We start from the raw sequence: 6,283 nt of genomic DNA on the forward strand, positions 1-6,283 counted from the left end.
CGCGGGCCGACGGCCTCTCAGTTGACCGGCTAGTTACAGGCGCTCGGGTCGCTCAGCCTGCGCTGGATGTCGACCAGGATGCCCATCATGTCGTTCTGCGTCTTCTGCATGGTCTCGAACCGGCGGTCGACCGCTTCGAACCTGCGCTCCACGGCCTGGAAGCCCGCGTCGACCTTCTCCTCCAGGCGGTCGACCTTGACCTCCAGACGCTCGACCCTGACTTCCAGGCGGTCGACCTTGACCTCCAGGCGCTCGACGCGCTTGTCGAGCAGGGTGACCTTTCCGTCGAGGGTCTTGACCCGGGCGGCGACGCCGTTGATCCTCTCCGTCAGATCCTGCGCGAGTTCCTTGTTGTCCGCTCGGATGTGAATCACCTCATCGTGGATTGCCTGCGCGAATCGAACGCCTGTCTCCTTGATACTCACGGTGGAACTCCCTACCTTCGAAGGCAGGGACCGGGGATGTTGGCGATCTCCGGTCCCGATGTCATCCAAAGGCTACTCCGCGTGTGCAGACGACTCCATACGGTTTCTTGGCAATGCTGGAGCCCCAGCATTACCCGTACAGGGCCTCGATCTCGGGGTTGAAGTCGCGCATGACGAGGTTGCGCTTGACCTTGAGGGTGGGGGTCAGGTGGCCGCTCTCCTCGGTGAGGTCGGCGGCCAGGATCGTGAACTTCTTGATCTGCTCGGCCTTCGACACCATGGCGTTGGCCCGGTCGACCGCGCCCTGCACCTCGGCCAGGATGCGCGGGTCGGTGCGCGGGTCGGCGGGGCGGCCGTTGCCGGACGACCACTGCTCCAGCGCCTCGGGGTCGAGCGTGACGAGCGCGCCGACGAACGGCCGGCCGTCGCCGACGAGCATGGCCTGCGAGATGAGCGGGTGGGCGCGCAGGGAGTCCTCGAGCGGCCCGGGGGCGACGTTCTTGCCCGCGGCCGTCACCAGGATCTCCTTCTTGCGCCCGGTGATGCGCAGGTAGCCGTCGGCGTCGAGCTCGCCGACGTCGCCGGTGTGGTACCAGCCGGCCTCGTCGATCGCCTCGGCGGTGGCCTCGTCGTTGTTCCAGTAGCCGGCGAACACGTTGCGGCCCCGGGCCAGGATCTCGCCGTCGTCGCCGATGCGCAGCGTCACGCCGGGCAGCGGCTTGCCGACCGTGCCGATCTTGTTGGCGCCCGGCATGTTGACCGAGCAGGGGGCCGAGGTCTCGGTGAGCCCGTAGCCCTCGTACACCTCGATGCCGACGCCGCGGAAGAAGTGGCCGAGCCGGTCGCCGAGCGCCGATCCGCCCGACACCGCCGCGGTGAGCCTGCCGCCCGTGGCCGCGCGCAGCTTGCCGTACACGAGCTTGTCGAACAGCGCCCGCCGCAGCCGCAGGCCGAGGGGGGCGCCGCCGGAGCTCTCGGCCTTGCTCCAGGCCACGGCCACGTCGACGGCGCGGGCGAAGATCTTGCCCTTGCCGCCCGCGATGGCCTTCTGCTCGGCGGCGTTGTAGACCTTCTCGAAGACGCGCGGCACGCCGAGCAGGAACGTGGGCTTGAAGTCCTGGAGGTCGGGGGCGACGTTCTTCATGTTCGGGGTGTGCGCCATGATCGCGCCCGCCTCGACGAGCACCACCTGGATCATCCGCGCGAAGATGTGCGCCAGCGGCAGGAACAGCAGCGCCGCCGGGTCCTTGGCGGCGAACAGCGGCTCCAGCGGCCCGCGCAGCACGTTGACGGCGGTGAACAGCAGGTTGTCGTGGGTGATCCGGCAGCCCTTGGGCCGGCCGGTGGTGCCCGAGGTGTAGACGATCGTGGCCAGGTCGGCGGCGCACACCAGGGAGCGCCGCTCGTGCACGGCGGCCTCCTCCACGTCGGCGCCCTCGGGGCCGGCGTCGACCCGCCACACGAGCTTGAGGTCGGGCGCGGCCTCGCGCACGGTCTCCTCGTGCGTGTCGAGCTCGACGAAGACGGCCTTGGCGCCGCTGTCGGCGAGGATCCAGCGGACCTGCTCGGCCGAGGAGGTCTCGTACACCGGCACGGTCACCGCGCCGATCGACCAGATCGCGTAGTCGATGAGCGTCCACTCGTAGCGGGTGCGCGACATCAGCGCCACCCGGTCGCCGTGCTCGATGCCGGCCGCGACGAGGCCGCGGGCCAGCGCCACCACCTGGTCGCGGAACTCGCCCGCCGTGACGACCGGCCAGGCGTCGTCCTGCTTGCGGCGCATGACGACCCGGCCGGGCTCCTGCTCGCCCCGCCGGAACACGGTGTCGGGCAGGCAGGCGGCGGCAGGCACATCCACCAGCACCGGGACGCTGTACTCGCGCACGGATCCACTCCTAGTCGGGTGCACGCTTCTGGTATGCGCTGGACGTTACCGCGACAAGTTACGCGCCGGTAGGTTCGTCATCCAGACGTGATGAAGGGCATTCATCACGCTAGCAGCCGTTGTTCATAGGATCGGCCCATGAGGGTCCACGTGGTCAGTGACGTGCACGGCAGGGCGGACGCGCTGGCGCGGGCGGGCGACGGCGCCGACGCGCTCATCTGTCTCGGCGACCTGATCCTGTTCATCGACTACGACGACCACGCGCAGGGCATCTTCGCCGACCTGTTCGGCGCCGAGCAGGCCGCCCGGTTCATCGCGCTGCGCACGGCCAAGCGGTTCGACGAGGCCAGGGCCATGTCGGCGGCGCTGTGGGCGAGCCTCGACGGCGACCCGCGCGAGCACATCGAGCGCAACGTGCGCGCCCAGTACCGCGACCTGTTCGCCGCCATGCCCGCGCCCGCCTACCTCACCTACGGCAACGTCGACATCCCGCGCCTGTGGGCCGACTACCTGCGCCCCGGCCACCGGGTGCTCGACGGGGAGACGGCGGAGATCGGCGGGCTGCGCTTCGGGTTCGTCGGCGGCGGGCTCAAGACCCCCTACCGCACCCCGTACGAGATCAGCGACGAGGCGTACGCCGCCAAGGTCGAGGCGCTCGGCGAGGTCGACGTGCTGTGCTGCCACATCCCGCCCGCCGTGCCCGAGCTGCTCTACGACGTGGTCGCCCGGCGCTTCGAGCGGGGGAGCGAGGCCACGCTGGAGCTGATCAGGCGGACCCAGCCGCGCTACGCCCTGTTCGGCCACGTCCACCAGCCGCTCTACCCGCGCCTGCGCATCGGCCGCACCGAATGCGTGAACGTGGGCCATTTCCGGGGAAAGGGCGTTCCGTACATCCTCGAATGGTGAGCGGCCCAGTATCTTGGTCGCATGGCTGATCGCACCAGTTCGAGCATCGTCATCGACGCCGATCGCGCCGGCGTCATGGCGGTCATCGCCGACCTGCCCGCCTACCCCGAGTGGGCCGGCCAGGTGAAGAGCGCCGAGGTCCTGTCCACCGGCGCCGACGGCAGGCCCGAGTCCGTGCGGTTCGTCCTCGACGCCGGCATGATCAGCGACACCTACACCCTCGCCTACACCTGGAACGACGACCAGAGCGTGAGCTGGCGGGTGTCGGAGCCCGGCAAGATGGTCTCCCGCCTCGACGGCAGTTATCTGCTCGCCGACACGGGCAGGGGGATCGAGGTGACGTACGAGCTCGCGGTCGACCTCGCCGTCCCGATGATCGGCATGATCAAGCGCAAGGCGGAGAAGGTGATCGTGGACACCGCGCTCAAGGGCCTCAAGAAGCGCGTCGAAGGCCGCTGAGGTGAGCCCCCGCGTCCTGCTGTTCACCGGGAAGGGCGGCGTCGGCAAGACGACGGCCGCCGCGGCCACCGCCACGCTCGCCGCCCGGCGCGGGCTCAAGACGCTGATCGTCTCCACCGACACCGCCCACTCGCTGGCCGACGCGCTCGCCGTCGAGCCCGGCGAGGTCGCGCCCGGCCTGCACCTGCACCAGGTCGACACGCAGCGCTCGCTGGAGCGCCACTGGGGCGAGCTGCGCGACTACGCCCGCGGCCTGCTCGCCGAGCTGGGCCTGGACGAGATCACCTCCGAGGAGCTGACCGTGCTGCCCGGCGCGGAGGAGCTCATCGCCCTCATGGAGCTGCGCGAGCACGCCCGCGAGGGCCGCTGGGACGTCATCGTCGTCGACTGCGCGCCCACCGCCGAGACGCTGCGCCTGCTCGCGCTGCCCGAGGCGCTCGACTGGCACGTCAACCGGCTGATGCCGCTCGGCCGCCGGCTGCTGCGGGTCGCCGCGCCGTTCGTGCGCGGCGTCGCCCGCGTCAGCGCGCCCGGTGACGAGGTGGTCGGCGCCGCCGAACGCTTCCACCGCGGCCTGATGGAGGTGCGCGACCTGCTCACCGGCGGCCACGCCTCCGTCCGCCTCGTGCTCACGCCCGAGTCGGTGGTGCTCGCCGAGGCCCGGCGCACCCTCACGTCGCTCAACCTGTACGGCTACCGCGTCGACGCCGTCGTCGCCAACCGGGTCTTCCCCGCCGGTGACGCCGACCCGTGGCGCGCCCAGTGGGTGGAGGCCCAGAGCAGGCTGCTGGCCGAGGCCGAGGAGTCGTTCGCGCCGCTGCCCGTGCACGTCGTCCCCTACCTGCCCGCCGAGCCGGTCGGCAGGGAGGCGCTGGCCAGGCTCGGCGAGGCGCTCTACGGCGAGGCCGACCCGTTCGCCCCGCCCGCCGCGCCGCCGCCGCTGCGGCTGTCGGCCGACGAGCTCACGCTGGCGCTGCCGGGCGCCCGCCACGGCGACGTCGACCTGGCCCGCAAGGGCGACGAACTGATCATCACCGCCGGGCCCTACCGGCGCATCCTGGCGCTGCCCGCCGCCCTCGCCCGCAGGAAGATCAGCTCGGCGGTGCTCCGCGACGGCGCGCTCCGGGTACGGTTCACCTCGGAGGCGAAATCCGACGAAGCGCACGCGACGGGATGAGCGCCGCATCAGCCGGGAGGGCCACATGACCGACAACAACGACAGAGATCCCATCGGGACCGTCGCCGAAGAGGCGCGCAAGCTCTTCGACGCGATCCAGGGCCGGGCCACCCGCCAGGTCGGCAAGACCGTGTTCAACTCGTTCACGGGCGGTGGCGGCGGGCGGGAGCAGAAGGACGTCTGGGGCGAGGCCGTGTCCGAGCCCGAAGGCGAGTACGTCTGCAAGGCGTGCCCCTTCTGCCGCGCGATCGCGGCACAGCGCGAAGGCGCCACGAACCGGGCAGGCGAGGCGGCGGGTGACGTCGCCGGGCACATCATGGCCGCCGGCGGCGAGCTGTTCGCCGCCTTCCGCGAGGCGTTCGACGCGCTGAGCAGGCCCGCCCCCCGCCGGCCGCGCGACGAGCGCGACCGCGACAATGTCGAGCACATAGACCTGGGATAAAAAGGGGAAGGCGGGCAATGTTCACGATCGGTGTGGACATCGGCGGCACCAAGGTCGCCGCCGGTGTGGTCGACGACGACGGACAGATCGTCCAGCACGCGCTCAGGCCCACCGCCGCCGACCGGCCCGACCTGGTCGCCGAGACGGTCGCGGACGTGGTGCGCGAGCTCGCGGGCGACCGCGAGATCGAGGCCGTCGGCGTCGGCGCGGCAGGGTTCGTCGACGAGACCCGGTCGATCGTACGTTTCGCCCCCAACCTCGCCTGGCGTGAGGAGCCCCTGCAGAAGAAGATCAGCGGGCTCGTCGGCCTGCCCGTGGTGATCGAGAACGACGCCAACGCCATGGCCTGGGGCGAGACCAGGTTCGGGGCCGGGCGCGGGCAGTCCCACGTGGTCTGCCTGACGATCGGCACCGGCATCGGCGGCGGCATCGTCTTCGACGGCCACCTCTACCGCGGCCACTGGGGCATGGGCGCCGAACTCGGCCACATGCAGGTGGTGCCCGACGGGCGGCTGTGCGGCTGCGGCCGCCACGGCTGCTGGGAGCAGTACGCCAGCGGCAACGCGCTCGTCGCCGAGGCCAGGGAGACCGCCGCCCTGCACCCCGAGCGCGCCCGGACGCTGCTCGGGCTGGCCGGCGGCCGGATCGAGGGCGAGGAGGTGACCGAGGCGGCCCGGATGGGCGACGAGGCCTCGCTCGCCGCCTTCGCCAGCGTCGCCGACTGGCTCGGCCAGGGCATGGCCGACCTCGCCGCCGTCCTCGACCCCGGGTGCTTCATCCTCGGCGGCGGCGTGTCCAGGGCCGCCGACCTGTTCCTCGACCGGGCCCGCGCGGCCTTCGAGGAGCGGCTCACCGGTCGGGGCCACCGGCCCGTCGCCGAGGTGCGGATGGCCGAGCTGGGCGCCTCGGCCGGCGTCGTGGGCGCCGCCGACCTCGCCCGCCGCCGCTGACCGCCGACGCCCCCGGCGGCGCCGCCGGGCCTGGGTCTG

Annotated in this window: 7 protein-coding genes; 5 read left to right on the plus strand and 2 right to left on the minus strand. The window is 71.9% G+C overall.

Features of this window, described 5'->3' with window-relative positions:
* Positions 1-29: 29 nt before the first annotated feature.
* Complete coding sequence (locus KME80_RS35260) at positions 30-425, minus strand: coiled-coil domain-containing protein (protein WP_219511188.1); 396 nt, start codon at positions 423-425, stop codon at positions 30-32.
* 130 nt (positions 426-555) lie between these two features.
* A complete protein-coding gene (locus KME80_RS35265; protein ID WP_219511190.1) occupies positions 556-2,310 on the minus strand; it encodes an AMP-dependent synthetase/ligase in 1,755 nt (584 codons plus the stop codon).
* A 138-nt stretch (positions 2,311-2,448) separates the two neighbouring features.
* On the opposite strand from KME80_RS35265, the gene KME80_RS35270 reads away from it, so the two are divergent.
* From KME80_RS35270 to KME80_RS35290, 5 genes are read left to right on the plus strand one after another with little or no spacing between them, the layout of a single operon-like run.
* Positions 2,449-3,216: a metallophosphoesterase family protein gene (locus KME80_RS35270; RefSeq protein WP_219511192.1), complete on the plus strand. Its 768-nt coding sequence runs from the start codon at positions 2,449-2,451 to the stop codon at positions 3,214-3,216.
* Between the two features lie 21 nt (positions 3,217-3,237).
* Positions 3,238-3,675 carry an SRPBCC family protein gene (locus KME80_RS35275; protein WP_219511194.1) on the plus strand — a complete coding sequence of 146 codons (438 nt, stop codon included), beginning with the start codon at positions 3,238-3,240 and terminating at the stop codon, positions 3,673-3,675.
* Position 3,676: 1 nt separating this feature from the next.
* Positions 3,677-4,852, plus strand: a complete 1,176-nt coding sequence (locus tag KME80_RS35280) for an ArsA family ATPase (protein WP_219511197.1) — start codon at positions 3,677-3,679, stop codon at positions 4,850-4,852.
* 25 nt (positions 4,853-4,877) lie between these two features.
* Positions 4,878-5,294: a DUF5304 domain-containing protein gene (locus tag KME80_RS35285; protein WP_219511199.1), complete on the plus strand. Its 417-nt coding sequence runs from the start codon at positions 4,878-4,880 to the stop codon at positions 5,292-5,294.
* 17 nt (positions 5,295-5,311) lie between these two features.
* On the plus strand, positions 5,312-6,244 hold the full coding sequence (locus tag KME80_RS35290; protein WP_219511203.1) for an ROK family glucokinase: 933 nt from the start codon (positions 5,312-5,314) through the stop codon (positions 6,242-6,244).
* Positions 6,245-6,283: the final 39 nt, after the last annotated feature.

The organism is Nonomuraea ceibae (assembly GCF_019396325.1).
Taxonomy (GTDB): domain Bacteria; phylum Actinomycetota; class Actinomycetes; order Streptosporangiales; family Streptosporangiaceae; genus Nonomuraea; species Nonomuraea ceibae.

Coding starts and splice junctions, on each gene's coding strand:
- KME80_RS35270 (WP_219511192.1), top strand. CDS start 2,449: ATGAGGGTCCACGTGGTCAGTGACGTGCACGGCAGGGCGGACGCGCTG.
- KME80_RS35275 (WP_219511194.1), top strand. CDS start 3,238: ATGGCTGATCGCACCAGTTCGAGCATCGTCATCGACGCCGATCGCGCC.
- KME80_RS35285 (WP_219511199.1), top strand. CDS start 4,878: ATGACCGACAACAACGACAGAGATCCCATCGGGACCGTCGCCGAAGAG.
- KME80_RS35290 (WP_219511203.1), top strand. CDS start 5,312: ATGTTCACGATCGGTGTGGACATCGGCGGCACCAAGGTCGCCGCCGGT.